The sequence below is a fragment of the Idiomarina xiamenensis 10-D-4 genome, assembly GCF_000299895.1.
Taxonomy (GTDB): domain Bacteria; phylum Pseudomonadota; class Gammaproteobacteria; order Enterobacterales; family Alteromonadaceae; genus Idiomarina; species Idiomarina xiamenensis.
On sequence record NZ_AMRG01000013.1, the window covers coordinates 16325 to 35326 of the forward strand.

Below are 19002 nucleotides of genomic sequence, written 5' to 3' on the forward strand. Positions count from 1 at the left end.
CGCTTATTGAGGCATACTGACGGTCAATTCCGAAGCGAATACTAATTCGATGCCACGCCTCTCGATTTCGTTGATATGTGCTTGTAAGAAGGCAACGGTTTCTGGGTAAGGGTGGCCAATACCGATAGCGCTACCGTGGCGTTCCGCGTAGCGAAGTAGCTGATTAAACTGCCGACTCAGTGCGGCACTATCTAATTCGTTATCCAAAAACACATTACGCCGTGCCGTTGCTAAACCTAAACGCCATGCGATGTCTTCGGCAACGGTGTACTCGGTGGTACGACTATCGATAAAGTAAAGCTGTCGCGACGACAGTACCTGCATCACCCAGTTCATTACTGAGGGGAGTTGTGTCAGCTTACTGCCCATATGGTTATTAGCGCCCTCAACGAAAGGCACACTATCCAACGCTTGTAGCAAGGTGTTTTGAATGTCGATACGAGCCATATTGCTGGTTAGCGCATCGGGTCCTAAGGCATTGCCATTCAACGTTTCCATCGGCATATGTAACATCAGTTGTTTATTAGCGCGATGCGCGCGTAGCGCAAAGCTGCGCGCATAAGGCGTATGCGGCAATACCGCAAAGGTGATGGAGCCGGGTAAATCAAGCAAGTTCAGGTCGTGAGCGTTATTGCCAACGTCATCGATAATGATCGCGATACGTGGTTTAAGGGCAGGTGTTTGTCGCGAGTTGGCGTGGCTAGGAGAGCTCATTAACAACAGCAATAGCGACAACATCAGGCTGCTTAACAGTTGCCTAAAACGGCGATTTGTGTGCTGCTGACTAGTCACCGTTAACGGCACCATTGGGTCGGATTTTGCGGCTCACCGCGGTAACGAACTTCAAAGTATAAAGCGGGTTCGCTACGACCACCACTTTGTCCCATGAGTGCGATTTCTTCGCCTCGCCTAACGGTATCTCCGACATCTTTAATTAACGCTTGATTAAAGCCATACAGGGTCATGTAGCCTTCGCCATGATCGACCACTAACAGCAAACCAAAACCGCGCAACCAATCTGCAAATAATACCCGGCCGTCATCGACACTGTTAACCGATTGACCCAACTGCCCCTCGATCAACACGCCGCTCCAGTCAATCGGGCCACTGCGGGAGCGGCCAAACAAACGTTGCAGCTTGCCTTGTGTGGGCCAGTTCAGTTTGCCTTTTAAGGCGGCCAAACCATCCAATGAAACATCGTTGCGCATAGCGGCAATGATGGCATCTAACACCGCCTCTAGCTCAGCCTGATCTTGCTGTAACTGGGTTACGCTTTGTTCATCGTTGCGCTGTGCCTGTTGCAGTTTGGCGAGTTGCTGCTGTTGCTGTTGTTGTTGTCGGTCAAGAGCCTGTCGTTGCTGGCCTTGTTCGACTTTAATTTGTGCTAACAGCTGGCGCTGCTGCAGCAACTGTTGTTGCACTTCGTCTAGCTCTTGTTGAGTGGCGCGTAGCGCGTCAATTTCAGCCATGCGCGCTTGGTTCAAGTAGCGGTAATAGCTCAGCATACGCTCAAATTCGGCCGGGTTTTGTTGGTTAAGCAACATTTTTAAGAAATCGTTTTGACCGGCCGTGTAAGCGCTGACTAACTGAGCTTCTAACTGCTTGGCTTGTTCCTGCAAACGTTGTTGTAGTGTCGCCTGACGTGTCTCCAGCTCATCAATACGCTGTTGATTTTCGCGTAACTGCTGATCGGTTTGTGCCAGTTGTTTTGCCAACTGGGCTGTTTCTAACTCAAGCTTGCGCAATTGTTGCTGTTGCGCCGACATTTGCTCGCGGCGGCTAGCCATTTGCTCGCGACGTTTTTTTATCTCCGCCTGAATGGTGGCTATTTGTGCCTCTGTCTGCTGACGGTCGGCTGTTTGCGCCCACGCCGGCAGCGTCGACGTTAATGCGCCGACAGCGCAACTTAGCAACAAGCCGAGGCAAAGGCCACGGCTATGTTGTGACAGAGTCGTCCGTTGACGCGGCGACATCACTAGCGCTTCAGTTGCATCAACGGCGTGCCGGTCATTTCAGCCGGAATCTCCATACCCATTAAATGCAGCATGGTGGGCGCAACGTCGGATAATTTACCGTCTTTAGTGCTCGCTTCTCGGCCAACATAAATAAAGGGCACTGGCTCGCTGGTATGGGCCGTATGCGCCTGACCGCTGTGTTCATCGCTCATCTGTTCGGCATTGCCGTGGTCGGCAGTGATCAAGCACTCGCCGCCTACTGCTTGCAGCGCCTCAACAACGCGTCCAATACAATGATCAACCGCTTCTACTGCTTTGACCGCGGCGGCAAAGTTACCGGTATGACCAACCATGTCGCCGTTAGGGTAATTACAAATGATAACGTCGTACTGTCCACCGTGAATGGCATCGACCAACTTATCAGTGAGTTCGGTCGAACTCATTTCCGGTTGTAAGTCGTAGGTTTTCACATTAGGTGACGGGATCAAAATACGCTCTTCGCCAGCAAAGGTTTGCTCACGACCACCGCTGAAAAAGAAAGTGACATGGGCGTACTTTTCGGTCTCGGAAATACGTAGTTGCGTTTTGTCGTGTTTGGCTAACCATTCGGCTAACACGTTATTTAAACTCTCTGGTGCAAATGCAACCGGCGCGGCAATGTCGGCGGCATATTCGGTGAGCATCACAAAGCCACTCAGTTGTGGCTGACGTTGACGTTGGAAGCCGTCAAAATCGCTATCCACAAAAGCATGACTGAGCTGTCGCGCACGGTCGGCACGGAAGTTCATAAAGAACACCGCATCGCCGTCGGCAATCGGCGCTGCTTGACCAATAATGCTCGGCGCGACAAATTCGTCGCTCTCATCACGTTCATAGGCCGCCAATAACGCATGCTTGGCATTTTCATAGCGATGCTGAGCCTGACCATCAACGACCGCGTTATAGGCTTGCTCGACGCGATCCCAACGTTTGTCACGATCCATGGCATAAAAGCGTCCACTGAGCGTAGCAAAGCGTCCTTTGCCTAATTTAGTGAATAAATCTTCAAAACGTTCGATGCTAGGCCCCGCTGAACGCGGTGGTGTATCGCGACCATCTAAAAAACCATGGACATATATGTTTTCAGCACCGCGCTGCGCTGCTAATTCGACCATCGCTAACAAATGGTCTTCGTGGCTATGCACGCCGCCTGGTGAAAGCAGGCCCATAATATGCACCGCTTTGCCTTGCTGCACGGCCTTATCGACGTTGTCGGTGAGCACCGGGTTTTGGAAAAACTCACCGTCCTCAATGGCTTTGCTAATGCGAGTAAAATCTTGATAGACAACGCGCCCAGCGCCTAAGTTAACGTGGCCGACTTCGGAGTTACCCATTTGTCCATCAGGCAAGCCGACTGCCATGCCAGAACCATTCACAAAAGCATGCGGGTAGGTGGCCCATAAACGGTCCATGACGGGCGTGTTGGCGCTGGTGATAGCGTTGTCTGGTGCGGCTTCACGGTAGCCCCAACCATCTAATATCAACAATACCAAAGGTTTTTTGGTTGCACGTCCTGTTGCCGTCATAAACACCTCTATCGCGTTACCGAACTTATGTAGTCTATTTTCTGGCCTTATTCTACGGTATTTTGCTAGACTTCGCACCCACCCCCGATTTTACTGCAAAGTGGCGTCGCTAGCGGTATACTCGGGCCTGAATAGCTAAGGCTTTAACTTAAGGGAGTGTACGGTGATAGACGAGCAGCTCGTACAATTTTTAACGAACCACCCGCTAATGAGCGCGTTGTGGGCAGGTTTATTATTGGCGTTGATTTACACCACTGTGAGCGCGATGTTGTCGCCGGTGAAAACGATTACGCCGCAACAAGCGACCTTGCTGGTCAATCGGCAAGACGGTATCTTTGTCGATACGCGCTCGGCTGAAGAGTTTCGTAAGGGTCATATTATTGACTCTGAACATGTCACCGCTGCACAAATTCGCGACGGTGAAATCGGCAGCCTTGAAAAGTATAAAGGTGTCCCCATTGTAGTAGTCTGTGCAACAGGGTTAAGTGCCAAGGCTGTAGCCACACAATTGTACAAAGCGGGTTTTAAACAAGCTTCGGTACTGCAAGGTGGTATTACCGGCTGGAAGAACGCCAGTCTGCCGTTGACACAGAAACGCTAGTGTCACCTTTTATAATTTAAGATCACATCAGAACAAGATAGGAAGTAATAACATGGCTGAACAACAGCAAGCTAACGGCGCTGCCGCAGAACAACAACAGCAAATGGCTTTCGCTATTCAACGTATTTATGTGAAAGATGTTTCTTTTGAAGCACCTGACGCACCTAAAACTTTCCGTAAAGAATGGAAACCACACCTGAACTTAGACTTACAGGTTAAAAACGAAAAAATCGAAGACAATCTGTATGAAGTTGTTTTAACTGTCACCGCGACCAACAAAATCGGTGATGACGTGGCGTTCTTATGTGAAGTTCATCAAGCGGGTATTTTCACCATTGGCGACCATTTAGATGAAGAGCAACGCTCGCACTTGTTGGGTGCATTCTGCCCGAACATCTTGTTCCCATATGCGCGTGAAACGCTGTCGAGCATGGTTTCTCGTGCAACTTTCCCACAGCTTAACTTAGCCCCTGTTAACTTTGATGCATTATATGCGCAGCAGCTGCAACAACAACAGCAGCAAGCTGAAGGCGAAGCGCCAAAGGCTGACGCGTAAGCTTTTATGACGACTGCACAAACAGTCAGCGTACTCGGGGCGGGGTCTTATGGCACCGCCCTAGCTATATGCTTTGCCCGCAAAGGGGTCGATACGCTGCTTTGGGGACGCGATCAAACGCAAGTGGCGGCCATGGCCGAGCACCATGAAAACAGTCGCTATCTGCCAGATTGTCCATTCCCCGCTAGCCTATCGGTGACCAGTGATTTGACGCTGGCATTGGCGCACAGCCGCAATATTGTGGTGGTAGTGCCCAGCCAAGGGTTTGCTGATTTGTTACGCGACTGCAAGCCATTGTTGCAGACGCTGGCGCGAGTTGCTTGGGCAACAAAAGGGTTAGAGCCAGAGACTGGGCGTCTGCTGTACGAGGTTGCGCAGGATATTTTGGGCGATAGCTGTTCGTTAGCGGTGCTGTCAGGACCGACATTTGCTGCCGAGATGGCAAAAGGCTTGCCGACTGCTATTTCGATGTCGTCGAGCGACGACCAGTTTGTGCAAGAACTGTCTGAAATGCTGCATTGCGAACGCTCTTTTCGGGTGTACGTCAATAATGATTTTATCGGTGTGCAGCTTGGCGGTGCGGTAAAAAATGTCATCGCTATCGGTGCCGGCATGGCCGATGGTATTGGCTTTGGGGCAAATGCACGTACGGCCTTGATCACGCGTGGTTTAGCCGAGTTAACCCGATTGGGTTTAAAACTGGGAGCCAAAGCTGAAACCTTTACCGGTATGGCTGGCTTGGGTGATTTAATACTCACTTGTACCGACAATCAGTCGCGTAATCGACGCTTTGGCTTAGCGTTGGGTAAAGGTAAGTCGGTAGACGACGCACTGAGTAGTATCGGGCAGGCGGTTGAAGGTTATCGCAATACCCGGGAAGTGGTTGCCTTGGCACGCCGCAACGATGTCGAAATGCCTATTTGTGAACAGATTTATGACGTCTTATATAATGGTTTAGAGCCTCGTCAGGCCGCTATTAATTTGCTAAGTCGTGCAAAAACCTTTGAGTAAGCATTGATTCAAAAAAACGCACGGTTATCGAAACCGTGCGTTTTTTTATTCCTCATCAATTGTCTAACGCCGGTGTTATTCCGGTGCCAACAAACTAAGCTGCAATACTTGCCATTGCTGTTGAAATGCATCGGTCGGTTTGCGGGTAAAGTCAGAGCGTACAAATTGACCGATTTTACCCTCAGCGTAGCTCAGCAACAGGTTAGCCAATAATCCTTCGTCACTACTCAGTGGTGTAGCATCCTGTTCGCGGATACGACGCTCGCGTAAGACTTGCTTGAGTTGTGCTTCTAGCTTCTCAAATAGCAAAGCAATACGGTTGCGCAAGCGCAGTTGTTCGCCCAGCAAGGCGTCACCGGTCAATATGCGGGTAATGCCCGGGTTACGCTCGGTAAAACCCAGTAGCAAATGTAAGATAGCTTGGCAGCGCAATAAGGTATCTTTTTCTTCATCTAAAATGCGGTTGATACGGGTCAGTAGTGTATCTTCGATAAACTCTATCAAGCCCTCAAACATACGTGCTTTTGAAGGGAAGTGACGGTAAAGCGCGGCTTCAGACACGCCGAGTTCGGCCGCTAAGCGAGCGGTAGTGATACGTTGTCCGGGGCTGGTTTCCAGCATTGCCGCTAAGCACTGCAAGATCTCCTCGCGGCGATTGCGTTTTTGTGTAGCCATGTTGTCAGTCCTTGCTGCTTAGCGCGTGCCGGTATGGCCGAAGCCACCGCTGCCACGTTCGCTGCTGGTAAATTCGTCGACTTGCTGAAAGTCAGCCTGAATAACAGGCAGAATCACCATTTGCGCGATACGCTCGCCAACTTCCACCGTGAATGCTTTATCGCTGCGGTTCCAGCAGGAGACCTTGAGCTCACCTTGATAATCAGAGTCGATAAGTCCGACTAGATTGCCTAATACGATGCCATGCTTATGGCCTAATCCTGAACGCGGCAAAATGGTAGCTGCCAAGCCTGGATCGGCAATATGAATAGCAAGACCGGTACCAATCAGTACCGTTTCACCCGGGGCAATGGTGAGCGGTTCCGGCAGGCAAGCGCGTAAATCGATGCCGGCGGAACCCGGGGTGGCGTAGGTGGGTAATGGAATGTCATTCCCAATACGAGGATCTAAAATTTTATAGTTAATTCGTGTCATTATCGCTGCAAAATGAGTTAAGAAATCGGTTAAAAGATAACTAAAAAACGACTTTTTTATTGATTATGATGGTCCGCAATCAGCGCTATCAATGCTGTTGCGATGTCGCTTTTAGTCGCTAATGGTAAAGATTGTTGGCCATTCTGCCAATAAACAGTGAGCGCATTGTTATCGCTGTTAAAGCCCTGACCGTCAATGCTGACGTCGTTGGCGGCAATCATGTTCAAGTTTTTACGCGTTAACTTATCCTGCGCATAGGCCGCCAGGTCTTGTGTTTCCGCCGCAAAGCCAACGGTAAACGGCCGCTTAGGGTGTTGCCCGACGTAAGCAATGATATCGGGATTTTTAACCAAGGTCAGCGTTAATTCGTCGGCGTCGGTTTTCTTCATTTTATTGTCGGCGATTTGCGCCATACGATAGTCGGCAACCGCTGCACAGCCGATAAAAATGTCACAACCTTCGTCCAGTAATCGTGTAACCGCTTGTAGCATTTGTTCAGCACTGTCGACGTCGACGCGTGCGACCCCTGGTGGCGTGGTTAACTGGACCGGGCCACTGACTAATGTCACCGTTGCACCTGCGGCCTGTGCCGCCGCCGCCACAGCATACCCCATCTTACCGGAACTGAAGTTACTGAGATAACGAACTGGATCAATGGCCTCGCGGGTTGGTCCGGCGGTGATCACCACTTTTTTACCGGCTAACGCTGAACCGTTAGCCGCGCTTACAGCTGCTTGGCGTGGTTGCTGCAGAAACGCGACAATGGCGTCCGGTTGCACCATACGGCCGGCGCCGACATCGCCACAGGCTTGTTCACCACTATCGGGGCCGATAGTAATCACACCACGAGCGCTGAGTTGCGCCATATTGGCTTGGGTCGCTGCCGCTGCCCACATTTGTTGGTTCATCGCTGGCGCGACATAAATAGGGGCCGTGGAGGCCAAGCATAACGTTGTTAGTAAGTCATCGGCAAAGCCGTGAGTTAGGCGCGCTAATAGGTTGGCGGATGCTGGTGCTATAACGATTAAATCTGCCCATTTGGCCAATTCAATATGACCCATAGCCGCTTCTGCGGCGGGATCGAGCAAATTGTCGTGTACAGGGTTAGCTGACACCGCTTGTAAGCTCATTGCGGTGACGAACGCCTTTGCGCCTTGCGTTAATACCACCCGCACGTCGGCGCCTTGCTCTTTTAAACGGCGTACCAGCTCTGGCGTTTTATAGGCGGCGATACCGCCACTGACGCCTAGTAGTACACGTTTACCCGATAATTGTGGCATACCTGTGCCCCCGTTTTATTAACCCCTTTAGACTAACATGGGCGATGCTTTTCGGGTAGCCGTTCAATGTCGTCATTAACCGAGTACCCGCGTCGACATGTCGTCTTTTCATACGACGCTGACCGGCGCCACTATAATCAGTATTGTTCATTGCACAGTTACCGAGCGGACGCTAGCAATGATGCTAAGGTCAGCAAGGAGAAAGAACTATGTCCAATACGTGGCCACTGACAGAAAAGCCTCGCGAAAAGTTGATGCAATACGGCGCTAATGCGCTGTCTGACGCCGAACTATTAGCGGTGTTGTTAGGGCGCGGTATACGTGGACAAAATGTGCTGATTTACGCGCAGCAATTACTACATGGTTTTGGTGGTTTAGCCGCGCTACTCAGTGCCGGTACCGAGCAGTTGCTCAGTCATCGTGGTCTAGGCCCGGCTCGAGTATTGCAGCTGCAGGTGGTGATGGAGTTAGCCAAACGTTACTTGCAAGAGCGCTTAAGTCGCGAATGCTGCTTTTCTGAACCGGATCATGTTAAACAATATTTGACGGCGCAGTTACGTCATCAGCAGCGCGAAGTTTTCGCGCTGCTATTGCTCGATAGTCAACACCGTTTGTTGCGTTATGAGGAGCTCTTTCATGGCACTATTAACGCCGCGCCGGTATATCCGCGCGAGGTCATCAAGTTAGTTTTACAACATAACGCTGCTGCGGTGATTTTGGCGCACAATCATCCCTCCGGTGTTAGCGAGCCAAGCCAAGCCGACCAGCGTGTGACCGAGCGCCTTAAACGCGCGCTGAATTTAGTTGATGTGCGCTTGCTCGACCATTTTGTGGTGGGGGCTGGAGCGCCGGTGTCGTTTGCCGAACGGGGTTTATTATAAAATTATGCTGGGCTAGCGAATATTGCTTAACGGTAAGGCTGGCGCTTGTTGGCGGATTGCTGTAAAGTAGCGCCCGATGATCGGAATGGATCAAATTTTAGCCGTGATCACTTGATTGCCGGGCCAGTTTGCTGTATAAAATGCGCCCTCGGATTTCAAGGCAAGGCCACGTTGGGCGACAGGCGAGCTTGAAGCAATTTTGGAGTAATAACGATGTCACGAGTATGCCAAGTAACAGGTAAGCGTCCGGTAGTTGGTAACAACCGCTCGCACGCAAATAACGCGACTAAGCGTCGCTTCCTGCCAAACCTGCAAACTCACCGTTTCTGGGTTGAAAGCGAGAAGCGTTGGGTGAAGTTACGTATTTCTACTAAAGGAATGCGTATCATCGACAAAAAAGGTATCGACACGGTGCTGGCGGATCTCCGCAGCCGTGGCGAAAAAATCTAAGGAAGCTTAAGTTATGCGCGATAAGATTCGTTTGGTGTCATCTGCGGGTACGGGTTATTTCTATACCACAGATAAAAATAAGCGCACCATGCCAGAAAAAATGGAGATCAAAAAATACGATCCAGTGGTTCGTAAGCACGTGATCTTCAAAGAAGCTAAAATCAAGTAATCGTCTGATTATAGCGTTTAGCTTTAAAAACCCGGCTTTGCCGGGTTTTTTTATAAGCAAAACTGATATAAAGGATTGCCGATGAACATCAGAAGCTGGGTTAAGCCATTATATATCGCTGCGCTGGTTTCTTTTGCCGTGGTGTTTGTCTGGGTGTGGTTAACACAACAACGTCTATATACCAACTACCATCACATGTTGGTGGCATTACTTTGTATGGGAATGGCTACCGCTAGTTTTCGGCCACCGATGTGGCTGGCGGTGTTCATGGTTGCTTCGTTATTACTGAACTTCTTGGTGTTACTGTATGCAACCCTAGCGCAGCCGCATGTTGTGGGTTTTCTCACTGCAATCAGTCTGCAAGCGTTATCAATGCTGCTATTTTATGTTTGTTGGGTGAGGGCTTGGTGGCTAGCTCATGCACGGCGTTAACGTGAAGGGTCGATGCGCCCGCCAATGCTATTATTAACACGAAACCAACCGCTGATACTCAAACGTTGTCGTTTACCCGGCAACACTTCATGGACAAACACATCGCTCAAAAATAACACTAGCTTACCCGCCTCTGGCAGAATGCGCTCAAGTACTTCACCGTTATTGCCGTACATGACCAGTTCGCCGCCGTCGTCAGCCGACCAATCTTGATTTAAGTAAAACACCGATGTCAGAACTCGATTGCTACGACCTTTAAAAGCATCTAAATGCTTGCGGTAAAAACTACCGGGTGGGTACCAGGCGAGGTGACATTCGTAATCAAATAGACCCATAAACAGCGCACGATTGATTTGTAGACGCAAACTCTCCATCAATGCCAAATAATCGGCTTCGGCAGTTGTACTGTTGTCTAACCACTTAATGCGGTCGCGACGTACCTGCGAGTTGGTGGTTTTACTGTGCTCTCGGCCAATCGCTGCGTGTTGCCAACGATCCTCTTGCAATTGCTGTGCGTAATTTGCTAATAGCGCAACCTCATTTGGGGCAAGAAAGTCAGGCACAATCAAATAGCCGTTATCGACCAACGTATCGATGTTAGCCATGATCAGGGCAATTGATGGATGTAAACGACTCACGGCGGTATCCTTAATATGATCGCTGGCGAATATAGAGCATAATCAGTAATAACCACAAGCGCTTTTAAACACAATAATGACCGCGAATAGCGCTTAGCAAGGAGCAAACCATGGCAAAAGATAACAACGAATACCGGCGTTTTTTGGGCATGCGCTTGTCACGGCGTGCCAGAAACAATGTTTATATATATGCCATCTTGTTGTTTATGGTCGTTTTTTATGTGGTTACGCCCGGCAACAAAGACAGCGACGAAACAGTACCAGCCAATTCAACCGAAGCCAATGACTCGCTGCCGTCAGCGACTGCCAATGGTGATAGCGCCGACGCACTGATGCGCTTATTTCCTGCCGATTTAGAGTTGGTGGAGATCCGCATTGCTGATACCCAATTTGAGTCAACCGCAGAAGGCTGGCGTTGTACCGCCGATTGCGACTACAGCCAAACGCAAATTAGTGGATTAATCGAGGCTTGGTCAGCCTTGCAAGTGAAAGCGGTGGACGACACAAAAACCCCCGACGATTACGTCACCGATGTACAATTGCGCTTTGCCGATGGACGTCCATTAGTGACCGTGGTGCTATTTGATGGGCAGCCACCGCGATTGATGGTTAGCGACAGCGGTAAGCAAGTTTATGAAATTATAAAACCCTCCTTGGCAGCGTTGCTGGGTCGTTAATTGAGGCAATTGCCATTATGGTTTTCATGGTGCACTGAAAACCGCCAGTGAATAGGAAAGTTATGCCAGAATTACCCGAAGTTGAAGTCAGTCGCATGGGCATTAGCCCGCACGTTGAGGGACAGCAAATTATCGCCGTCAAGGTACATGACAGTCGCTTGCGCTGGCCGGTGCCCGAACGCGTGCAGGCGGTTGTTGGAGAGCGCCTGCAACGCGTACAACGACGCGCGAAATACCTGCTGTTAGAGACCGATGCTGGCACTTTGATCTTGCATTTAGGGATGTCCGGCGCGCTACGGGTAGTGCCGTCATCGACACCGTTAAAAAAGCATGACCATGTCGAATTAGTATTTGCCAATGGACAAAGCTTACGCTTAAACGACCCGCGTCGCTTCGGCGCCTTGCTCTATGTCGACGATGATGCAGAACAGCATGTTTTATTAAAAAACTTGGGGCCAGAACCGTTGACCGAAGCTTTTAACACCGATTATTTGTTTCAGCGTTCGCGAGGCCGACAACAGGCCATAAAGACCTTCATCATGGATAATCATGTGGTGGTTGGGGTGGGTAATATTTACGCCAACGAATCGCTGTTTAAAGCCGGTATTCACCCTAAACGTGCCGCTGGTAAGGTGAGTCGTCAGCGTTATCAGCGTTTAGTGCCGTTGATTAAAGAAACCTTGGCGCAAGCTATTCAGCAGGGTGGCACCTCGTTGCGAGATTTCACTCAAGTTGATGGTCAGCCAGGTTATTTTGCGCAGCAGTTAGCGGTTTATGGGCGTGGCGGCAAGTTGTGTATGCGTTGTAAAACACGGCTCAAGGAAATCCGTCTTGGTCAGCGCAGCACGGTGTATTGTCCGCAATGCCAGCGCTAAGCTGTGGCTTAACGCCAGCACATCATTACTGGGCATCACCGTTGCCTGGTACTAAACGCAATTGATGCTGGCTATCACCGCCGAGTAATGGTGTCGCACGTCCTTCGAGCCAGTCCTGATGGTGACTGCGATAATAGGGCGAGAGCGGGTGTCCTGATTGTCCGGTAGGCATACTCAGGATGCCGTTTTGTTCGTGTCCGGGAGCAACCACCAAACGCTCTGATGCGCCAAAGTCGCTACCCTGCACAAATGGCATAAAAGTGTCACCCGGTAACGCTTGCTGCGGCATATTTAGCCAGCGCGACAACGGCCCTAATGCAGCACTTAAAGGGTGCGCAAAATGGGCCTGATTAACGTGCCCCCAACGGTAGTCGGCCAGCGTCTCGGTATCCACCTGAGCCAATGTTGCAGTAATCGTACGTTGTTGAAATTGATGCCAGTCGGCAACGCCGTTGGGTAACCAACTGCGTGGCTGTTGCTGTAAAATTTGCCAGGCAGGTACTTCTAATATACTACGTACAGCGCGGATAATGTTGTCATCAAAATCGGCAAATAATAACTTCAGCGTTTGTTGGCGAAACAATTTCACTAACGCGTATCCCTGACTATCGACACTGGCTTCGGCTTGCCAATTATTAACCAGTTGCAACAGTTGCTGCTGTTGCTCGCTGAGGCTTTCTTGCTGTTCAAGTAAGCTGACCAAATAAGCTTGCCAGCGTTGTAAAAAACGCGCCTCGGCGTTGCGTTGAATGGCCAGCATATCGGTCTCGGTAAACTGTTCCTGCTGCGCTAGTAAGTCACGGATCTGCTGGGCTCTGGCGCCCAAAGCGTGACCACCGTTACCAATTTTGCTAAATGCCTCACCAGCAACGACACGACTGTTGGCTGTCCACAGCCTGCCTGAGCGAGGTTGAATAATACGAGGGTGCTCGGTTTCGCCATAGTAACCCTGCCAGCTTTGACTACCATCAGACCAGTCGCTGACTAAACGCCCGCTAAAGCCTTGACGGCGAGGAATGGCTCCCATAATGGTCCAACCGATATCGCCGTTGCTGTCGCTAACCACTAGGTTTTGTGCGGGCATACCGGCACCAGCAGCCACTTGCAGTGCGTCGTTAACGGTGGCTGCTTGAGTCAAATCAAAAATGCGGGTGTTGATACCGGCCAAGTCATGCGCTACCCAACGGTAGGCATACAGCTTATTGGGGGTGGCGGTTTTTTCTGCAGGCAGGATTGGCCCCCATTGCGTTTCGCGAATGGTGATGGTCTCGGCGTCAGCATTGGCAACTTCAATGGCCTCCTGCCGCGTCAGAATAGGCTTCCATCCGCTAGGTGTTAAGTATTCGCTGTTATCGTGGCGCGTTTTTAAGGCAATGACATCACTCCAATCGCCGTAGCTATTGGTAAAGCCCCAAGCAATGTGGCCATTACTACCGACAATAATGCCCGGTGTACCCGGCAGCGATACGCCAGCTAACCGCAACGCTGGGGAGCGCGTTTCGATAATGGTATGAAACCAGGTGTTCGGTACCCGAATACCAAGGTGCATATCATTTGCCAGCATGCCGGCTCGGTAGGGTGTCAGCGCGCCAGCGACTGCCCAATTGTTACTGCCGGGAAATTGCACTGGTGCAAATGCTGCTGCGCCAGCGCCGCCGCCCGCTTGGCGCGGTAATTCGGGTATCGCTGCGGTATCGCCGCGTTGCGCCAGCTGTGAGCCGTCAATAGCTGCATCCCAGCGGCTGCCTAACGGCGTTAAAAAGTCGGCCACAGCCGTTGGGTATTGTTGATATAACTGGGTTAGGCCGCGCTCGTAGGCACCGTCGCTTTGCTGTAGTTGCAGGTACATACTGTAAATAACCAGCAACGAATCACTGGTTTGCCACGGCTGTGGTGTCTGACCCAACAAGAAGTACTCAAACGGACGCTTAGCCAGCGCGTTCAAGCCTTGATTAACGCCTTCGGCGTAAGCTTGCAGTATGGCTTGATGATTGACCGGTAAATGTTGAAAAGCTTGTTCTGCGCGTGCGCGAAAACGGTGGATGCGGACGTTTCGGTCGTGTGTCAGAGTGCTGCTACCTAACAGCGCGGATAGTTCTCCTGCCGCGGCTCGGCGCAGTAAATCCATTTGAAAATAGCGCTCTTGTGCGTGTACAACACCTAAGGCATGAGCGGCATCCAAACGGGAGGCGGCGCGAATCGTGACGATACCCTGGGCATCGCGATCGACGCTAACCGACTGCGATAAACCGGTAACCGTTAACTGCCCGTCTAACTGCGCCAACGAGCCGTGTAAGAGCCAGTAAACCACCGCCGCAGACAACACCAGCAACGCCAATACAACCTTGAGTAATGTTTTCATAAACACCTGCTATCGTTAAGTTGTCCGACGCCGAAGTCATCGGTCTTGTTGCTATTGCCGCTGCGCGACTTTACGTGTGATAAAATTGCTGTAAGCGTTGTAAGAACGCTTCTGTAGCACTGACAAAAGGCGCATGTGCACAGCCTTGCGCAATCCATTGCTGGCTCATTGGTGCGTAGTCAGCAACGGCATCGGCTACCGCTACAGGCACTAAACTATCCAGTTTACCGTACATGCGTAAAAACGGCTGCTGAATTTGCGCCAGTTGCTCACGTAAATCGACTTGCGCGAGCAGCGCTAAACCACCTTTAAGCGCTTCAATATTGGGTTCGGGCTTGCTCAACACCCAGCTTTTCATCTGCTTGACCTGTGCTCGTGCAGTGGGGCTACCCATGGCTTGAATCGCCAAAAAGCGTTCGATAGTTTTGCGGTATTGGCCATTCAATTGTTCGGCAAAATTGGCCAGTATCTGGCTATCCATACCCGGCCACTCAGCGCTTGCCTGAAACTTTGGTGACGAGGCAACGGTAACCAACGATTGTACCCGTTGCGGAGCCACTAACGCCATCCGAGTAGCCATTAACCCTCCCAGTGACCAACCCAATACATGAAAGCGGTCAGGGAGGTGGGCCAGGAGTATATCGACACAGTTATCTAGGCTCACCGGTAAGCCTTGCGGCCAAGCCGACTCACCGTAGCCGGGTAGGTCGATAAGGTGCAAGCGATGCTGCTGCGCTAACTGTTGTTGTACCGGCTGCCAAACATGACTATTTAACCCCCAGCCATGGAGTACGACTAAATCCGAGCCTGTACCTAGGCTTTGCGACCAGATTGACACTACACTTTACTCTTTAAATGAACCGTAGGATCACCGATGTTAACGCGGCTACAAACGTTTGCCAATTTTCACGGTATTGGTCAGTGCGTTGCCTGCCTTTGCCGTAATGATTTACCTTTAGCCTGGTGCCGTGCTTGCTTAGCGGCGTTGCCACTGTTGCCACCGTGCAATGTGCTAAGTTGGCAACCGTCGTCACGTCTGGCACGTAGCTGTCGCTATGTGTTTTCTGCGGCTTACTATCAAGCCACCATGGCACGCTTAATCAAGGCTTACAAAGATAAGCAGCAGTTGGGGTTAACCGATTCTTTAGCGTGGTTATTAACACAGCACCTGCAGCGCTGTTACGCCCGTTACCAACAACCCTTACCACAATGTATCGTAGCGATGCCAATGACGTCGACGAATTGGCGTAAGCGCGGTTTCCATCAGACTGGGTTATTGAGTCAGGCGCTGGCGCAGCACTTGCGCTTACCGCATTACCGAGGGGCGTTGAAACGTTCATACCATCGCCAGCAACGCCAGGCGACGGCACAACAACGCTGGCTAAATACCCGTTATGCCATTCATTCGGCGGTGCGTTGGCAGCAGCAGCGCGTGGCACTGGTTGATGACGTGATAACCACCGGAGCCAGCGCTTGTGCCGCCGCGCGGGCATTAAAAAAGCGAGGTGCCGGCAGTGTCGATGTTTGGACACTGGCCTACACCCCGCCGTTACCATTGCCGGGTTAACAACGCTAACGCTGTGCGTTAGCGATTACCATCTAATGCGCTTCGTCGGCTTCATCGGCGGCAGCTTCGTCAGCACTGCTGCTGGCATAAGCTTCGATAGCTGGCGCCAAGTAAATAGCATTGCTAAGCAGTTTAGCGGTACCCCAGAAATAGGCTCGGAAGTTGATGTCATCGGCGAATGCGATGACTCGTCCTTGGCCTTGGCGATGCGCTACGATGGCCGTTTTACCGGCGATAATATCGCGATTTTGTTTTGCCGCGTAGCCGCTTAGCAACGGTTGCTCGGTGTAACGGGCAACATCAATAAACGGCGCGGCTGAGGTGGTCATCGCGGTTAGCGAGTTTTTAAACACCGGCAAGTTATGCGTCGGGAAGCCAAAGGTCAGGGGGTGGCTGTTATCCAAATCTAACTCGAATATCGCCCCAGCTACACGTCGTTGAGCGTAATAGCTGTCGCGATCGGCATAACTCATGTTGCTGGTATCAAAAGCGTCGCGGAAAACTTGGTTGTCGACAAAGTCCGCCTGCAGAATTTGTTGTTTTGCCAACCATTCGGCACCGCCTTGCTGCGCAATGACAACACCACCGTCTTTGACCCAAGCGGCCAAACGTTTAGCGTCGCCTTCGCTCAGCGTGTAGTAGCTGCCATCGACTAATAGTATATGGCTATAGCGATTTAAATCGACGCGGCTAAAGCGGTCGGTGTCGACCATCGACAGTGGAATACCAACGTGGCGATCTAAGTAGTACCAGGCTTCACCCGCCTCGTATTGATTGACGCCGCTACCAACCAGCATCATCACCGCTGGCTCATTAACTGGGCGCACATCGCGACTACCCATATCGGCGCCAGCATTGGCCAAGCCGCTATCGATGGAGATTAATTCGATACGGTGTTGTTTGGCTAGCGCTGCCAGTTGCTGTTGTACAGCCTGCCAATCTTGTTGCTGATAAGCGTGCGTAACCAACACTGCACCGGGCGCTAATTGCCGATCACCGTTGGCGGTTTTCAAGGTCATGGGCACGGCCGTTTGACGCGCGTGAATACCGGCTTCTAAGATATCTTGTAATAACGCTGGCGCTGCGTAGTCTTGCCAGTTAAAGGCGTACGCATAAGCGTCCGGTACCAGTTCGCTGGTCGCTCGCTGCGGCGCCGCCCAAGCTTGTTTGTCCATGCTGGGGCTATCGTCATAGCGGCTGTATTGAACGTTAAATGCCATCGGTAAGGTCCAGCCCGAGACATCATAGAAGGTGTTGTCTGGAAATGATGTATCACTGTTAAAGATGGCACGGATCAGCGTATATTGGCGCTGCTGTAGCGGCACATAATAGCTCTCACCGGCACGATAAGTACGGTCATCAATTTCTACATTGTCCGTTAGGCGGTACGCGTTGATATGGTGCTGGCGTAAAATATCCAACATACCTTCTAACCGCGTGGCGTCTTCGCTGCCAAACAAATAACCGGCAAAGTCAGCGTCGTCAGCCAGCTCTTCAACGTCCTTAAATACGCGCTGCTGAAAATCTAGAAAACGCTGCTTATTAGCGTGTGCACCGTAAACCGTGGTCAACGAAGTAATGAACTGGTTGCGAATGGTAAACGGAAAGCTCAGTTCGCCATTAATCGATTCCTGTAAGTGACCGCGACTTGAGCCTTGTTCAAATAAGATGCCAACCGCACCCTGAATGTCGGGGTAAGTCGAACCTTTACCAACATAAAAATCATCAAACGCTTGCTTAGTAAAGTACAGATTACCGAGCTTATCTAACGCGGCGGCATGTTTTTCGGCCAACAATTGCGTTAAACGCTGGTTTTCTTCTGGCGTCAACGGGTTGGTACGTGACGGAATCCCCGGTTGAAAGAAAAAAGTGCTGTCGGTACCCATTTCGTGGAAATCGGTCAGAATGTTCGGCATCCACTTTTGGAAGTTAGCGATACGCGCCCGCGACTCAGGATGCTGTAACAACAACCAATCACGGTTTAAGTCAAACCAGTAATGGTTCACGCGCCCGCGCGGAAAACCTTGTACGTGTTCGCGGCTTTGCGGGTCGCTGACTAGGTTCTGACTGCGATGTTGATTGGCCCAACTGGCAAAGCGAGCCAAACCATCAGGGTTTAGGCTGGGATCCAGCAGAATGACCGAGTCCTGCAACACCTGTTCGATAGCGTCGCCCTCGGCGGCGGCTAAGTAATAGGCAAATAACAGCGCAGCGTTGCTACCGCTAGATTCGTCGCCATGGATACTGTAGCCCATGTAATACACTAATGGCGCTTTGTTGGTGTCTGCATTTTTTGTCGCATCGCTCACCGCCAAATGACGCTGGCGAACGTCATCGATATTAGCGTGATTGTTAGCTGAGGTTACTGTCAGCAACAATAGCGGCCGTTGCTCATGGGTGCGGCCGGTCACTTCGAGCGTAATGCGATCGGATTGCTCGGCGAGAATTTCCATATAACGCACTAACTGGTCATGGCGCACGTGCCATTCACCAACTTGATAGCCTAGCACCTGTTCGGGTGTGCTAATGTCTGGGTTATAGCTGACATCTTGCGGCAAGTAATAGGATAAATCCGCAGCTAATGCGCTTGAACTGAAGCTGAGTACTGCCAGGCTGAAGCAGAGCTTTCGCCAGCAACGCTGGGTTAAAGCAGTGATGGAAGACATAGGTGTTTGTTCCCCTTATTAGTGTTATGCCACCAGACTAGCAACCACATCGACCAGCGCCAAGCGTGTTACTATGCAACGACAGGAATTTGCGATAAGATATACCCTAGTAATTTACTCAGGTATACACGATGAGCGTGTATGGCAGTTATACCGAGGTGAGCGATT

At 51.0% G+C, this 19002-nt stretch carries 20 protein-coding genes; 10 read left to right on the plus strand and 10 right to left on the minus strand.

Annotated features, from left to right (window positions below; all coding sequences use genetic code 11):
• Positions 1-3: 3 nt before the first annotated feature.
• Genes A10D4_RS10230 through gpmM form a run of 3 tightly spaced genes read right to left on the minus strand, consistent with a single transcriptional unit; the run spans position 4 to position 3520 of the window.
• Positions 4-738, minus strand: coding sequence for a divergent polysaccharide deacetylase family protein (locus A10D4_RS10230; RefSeq protein WP_237738542.1), 735 nt, complete (start codon positions 736-738; stop codon positions 4-6).
• A gap of 56 nt (positions 739-794) precedes the next feature.
• Entirely contained in the window at positions 795-1973 is a 1179-nt protein-coding gene (locus A10D4_RS10235) for a murein hydrolase activator EnvC family protein (protein WP_008489387.1), read from the minus strand.
• Positions 1974-1975: 2 nt separating this feature from the next.
• Entirely contained in the window at positions 1976-3520 is a 1545-nt protein-coding gene (gene gpmM / locus A10D4_RS10240) for a 2,3-bisphosphoglycerate-independent phosphoglycerate mutase (protein ID WP_008489388.1), read from the minus strand.
• Between the two features lie 208 nt (positions 3521-3728).
• Here gpmM and A10D4_RS10245 point away from each other — a divergent pair, with 208 nt between their 5' ends.
• The 3 genes from A10D4_RS10245 to gpsA are packed head-to-tail and all read left to right on the plus strand — an operon-like array spanning position 3729 to position 5688.
• Positions 3729-4121 (plus strand): rhodanese-like domain-containing protein, encoded by a 393-nt coding sequence (locus A10D4_RS10245; protein WP_156812141.1) that lies wholly within the window; start codon positions 3729-3731, stop codon positions 4119-4121.
• A gap of 52 nt (positions 4122-4173) precedes the next feature.
• On the plus strand, positions 4174-4677 hold the full coding sequence (gene secB / locus A10D4_RS10250; RefSeq protein ID WP_008489390.1) for a protein-export chaperone SecB: 504 nt from the start codon (positions 4174-4176) through the stop codon (positions 4675-4677).
• 6 nt (positions 4678-4683) lie between these two features.
• Complete coding sequence (gene gpsA, locus A10D4_RS10255; RefSeq protein ID WP_008489391.1) at positions 4684-5688, plus strand: NAD(P)H-dependent glycerol-3-phosphate dehydrogenase; 1005 nt, start codon at positions 4684-4686, stop codon at positions 5686-5688.
• Between the two features lie 75 nt (positions 5689-5763).
• Here gpsA and slmA read toward each other — a convergent pair whose 3' ends face one another.
• Genes slmA through coaBC form a run of 3 tightly spaced genes read right to left on the minus strand, consistent with a single transcriptional unit; the run spans position 5764 to position 8117 of the window.
• Positions 5764-6363: a nucleoid occlusion factor SlmA gene (gene slmA / locus A10D4_RS10260; protein WP_008489392.1), complete on the minus strand. Its 600-nt coding sequence runs from the start codon at positions 6361-6363 to the stop codon at positions 5764-5766.
• An 18-nt stretch (positions 6364-6381) separates the two neighbouring features.
• On the minus strand, positions 6382-6837 hold the full coding sequence (gene dut / locus A10D4_RS10265; RefSeq protein ID WP_008489394.1) for a dUTP diphosphatase: 456 nt from the start codon (positions 6835-6837) through the stop codon (positions 6382-6384).
• Between the two features lie 56 nt (positions 6838-6893).
• The gene (coaBC, locus tag A10D4_RS10270) at positions 6894-8117 is read right to left on the minus strand and encodes a bifunctional phosphopantothenoylcysteine decarboxylase/phosphopantothenate--cysteine ligase CoaBC (RefSeq protein ID WP_008489396.1); all 1224 of its coding nucleotides are present in this window, start codon (positions 8115-8117) and stop codon (positions 6894-6896) included.
• A gap of 209 nt (positions 8118-8326) precedes the next feature.
• Here coaBC and radC point away from each other — a divergent pair, with 209 nt between their 5' ends.
• From radC to A10D4_RS10290, 4 genes are all read left to right on the plus strand, one after another.
• Complete coding sequence (gene radC / locus A10D4_RS10275) at positions 8327-8998, plus strand: RadC family protein (protein ID WP_008489397.1); 672 nt, start codon at positions 8327-8329, stop codon at positions 8996-8998.
• Between the two features lie 213 nt (positions 8999-9211).
• Positions 9212-9448, plus strand: coding sequence for a 50S ribosomal protein L28 (gene rpmB, locus A10D4_RS10280; RefSeq protein WP_008489398.1), 237 nt, complete (start codon positions 9212-9214; stop codon positions 9446-9448).
• A 13-nt stretch (positions 9449-9461) separates the two neighbouring features.
• Entirely contained in the window at positions 9462-9617 is a 156-nt protein-coding gene (gene rpmG / locus A10D4_RS10285) for a 50S ribosomal protein L33 (protein WP_008489399.1), read from the plus strand.
• Positions 9618-9698: 81 nt separating this feature from the next.
• Positions 9699-10049, plus strand: a complete 351-nt coding sequence (locus tag A10D4_RS10290; RefSeq protein WP_008489400.1) for a hypothetical protein — start codon at positions 9699-9701, stop codon at positions 10047-10049.
• Here A10D4_RS10290 and A10D4_RS10295 read toward each other — a convergent pair.
• Complete coding sequence (locus A10D4_RS10295; protein WP_008489401.1) at positions 10046-10687, minus strand: 2OG-Fe(II) oxygenase; 642 nt, start codon at positions 10685-10687, stop codon at positions 10046-10048. The two genes, A10D4_RS10290 and A10D4_RS10295, sit on opposite strands and share 4 nt — an antisense overlap.
• 110 nt (positions 10688-10797) lie before the next feature.
• Here A10D4_RS10295 and A10D4_RS10300 point away from each other — a divergent pair, with 110 nt between their 5' ends.
• Both A10D4_RS10300 and mutM read left to right on the plus strand, forming a co-directional pair.
• The gene (locus A10D4_RS10300; RefSeq protein WP_008489403.1) at positions 10798-11364 is read left to right on the plus strand and encodes a hypothetical protein; all 567 of its coding nucleotides are present in this window, start codon (positions 10798-10800) and stop codon (positions 11362-11364) included.
• Between the two features lie 62 nt (positions 11365-11426).
• Positions 11427-12239, plus strand: coding sequence for a bifunctional DNA-formamidopyrimidine glycosylase/DNA-(apurinic or apyrimidinic site) lyase (gene mutM / locus A10D4_RS10305; protein WP_008489404.1), 813 nt, complete (start codon positions 11427-11429; stop codon positions 12237-12239).
• Positions 12240-12264: 25 nt separating this feature from the next.
• On the opposite strand, the gene A10D4_RS10310 is transcribed toward mutM, so the two are convergent.
• Complete coding sequence (locus A10D4_RS10310) at positions 12265-14601, minus strand: penicillin acylase family protein (RefSeq protein ID WP_008489405.1); 2337 nt, start codon at positions 14599-14601, stop codon at positions 12265-12267.
• A gap of 70 nt (positions 14602-14671) precedes the next feature.
• Positions 14672-15439, minus strand: a complete 768-nt coding sequence (gene bioH, locus A10D4_RS10315; protein ID WP_008489406.1) for a pimeloyl-ACP methyl ester esterase BioH — start codon at positions 15437-15439, stop codon at positions 14672-14674.
• A gap of 36 nt (positions 15440-15475) precedes the next feature.
• On the opposite strand from bioH, the gene A10D4_RS13710 reads away from it, so the two are divergent.
• Entirely contained in the window at positions 15476-16168 is a 693-nt protein-coding gene (locus A10D4_RS13710) for a ComF family protein (RefSeq protein WP_008489407.1), read from the plus strand.
• A 32-nt stretch (positions 16169-16200) separates the two neighbouring features.
• On the opposite strand, the gene A10D4_RS10325 is transcribed toward A10D4_RS13710, so the two are convergent.
• Entirely contained in the window at positions 16201-18834 is a 2634-nt protein-coding gene (locus tag A10D4_RS10325) for a M14 family metallopeptidase (protein ID WP_008489408.1), read from the minus strand.
• Positions 18835-19002 lie beyond the last annotated feature (168 nt).